The sequence below is a fragment of the Streptomyces sp. NPDC051172 genome, assembly GCF_040682555.1.
In the GTDB taxonomy this organism is placed as follows: domain Bacteria; phylum Actinomycetota; class Actinomycetes; order Streptomycetales; family Streptomycetaceae; genus Streptomyces.
On the sequence record NZ_JBFBBE010000392.1, the window covers coordinates 1 to 1,229 of the forward strand.

Genomic DNA, 1,229 nt, shown 5'->3' on the forward strand with positions numbered 1-1,229 from the left:
CGGGATCGTGAAGTGTTCGTTCCGGCCGAAACCGATGTCTCTGTGATGCTGTGCAGCTCGCTGGTCAGCATGGTGCTGAGGGCCGACCACGGGAACCGTGGAGTGTTGCTGCGAGCACGTGCGTCAGAATTCCTGATCCACCCCGGCCCTCCCGGGACGGCGTTTCTCCTGGCCCTTCACCGGTGGAAGGAGCGGGCCGTGGACGTGCTGCATGAACGCTGCGCGGGTGTGGACATCAGCAAGAAGGACGCCAAGGCGTGCATCCGGACGCCGAATGCGAGGCGCCGGGGGTCGTTCACGACCGAGACGACCACCTGGGGGTCGACAACGAACGCGGTGCTCGCCCTGCGGGACCATCTGGTGGCCGCGCAGGTGACGCTGGTGGTGATCGAGGCGACGTCGGACTACTGGAAGCCCTACTACTACGTGCTGGCCGACGAGTTGAACGTGATCCTGGTCAACGCGCGGCAGGTCAAGAACCTGCCCGGCCGCAAGACCGATGTCTCGGACGCGGCCTGGCTGGCCCAGCTCGGCGCCCACGGCCTGGTCAGGCCCTCCTTCGTCCCGCCCCAGCCGGTGCGCGAGCTGCGGGACCTGACCCGGGCCCGCACCACCGTCACCCGGGAACGCGGCCGGGTGGTCCAGCGCCTGGAGAAACTGCTGGAGGACACCGGCATCAAACTCTCCGCCGTCGCCTCCGACATCATGGGCGTCTCCGGCCGGGCCATGCTCGCCGCCCTCACCGCCGGCGAACGCGACCCGCAGATCCTGGCGGAGCTGGCCAAGCGAAGGCTCCGCAGCAAGATCCCCGAACTGACCGAGGCCCTGACCGGGCAATTCCGCGAGCACCACGCATTCCTGGTCCGTCTGTATCTGGACCAGTACGACCAGCTCACCGCCATGATCGACCAGCTCACCGGGCGGATCGAGGAGGCGATGGCCCCCTTTCGCCCCGCACTGGACCTGCTCGACACCATCCCCGGCGTCAACCAGGCCACCGCCGAGGTGATCATCGCGGAGACCGGCGGGGACATGACCCGGTTCGCCTCGGCCAAGCACCTCGCGTCCTGGGCCGGGGTCTGCCCCGGCCACCACGAGTCCGCCGGCCGCACCAAGAACACCAAGGTCCGGCCCGGTAACCCCTACCTCAAGGGCGCCCTAGGACCGCAGCGTTCAGCGTGACGAGATCCAAGGACACCTATCTGCAGGCCCGTTACAAGCGTCTGGCC

The 1,229-nt window shown here is 68.2% G+C and carries 1 pseudogene; it reads left to right on the top strand.

Features of this window, described 5'->3' with window-relative positions:
• Positions 1–198 precede the first annotated feature (198 nt).
• Positions 199–1,229: pseudogene (locus AB0N07_RS51380) on the top strand (IS110 family transposase); the annotation flags it as partial.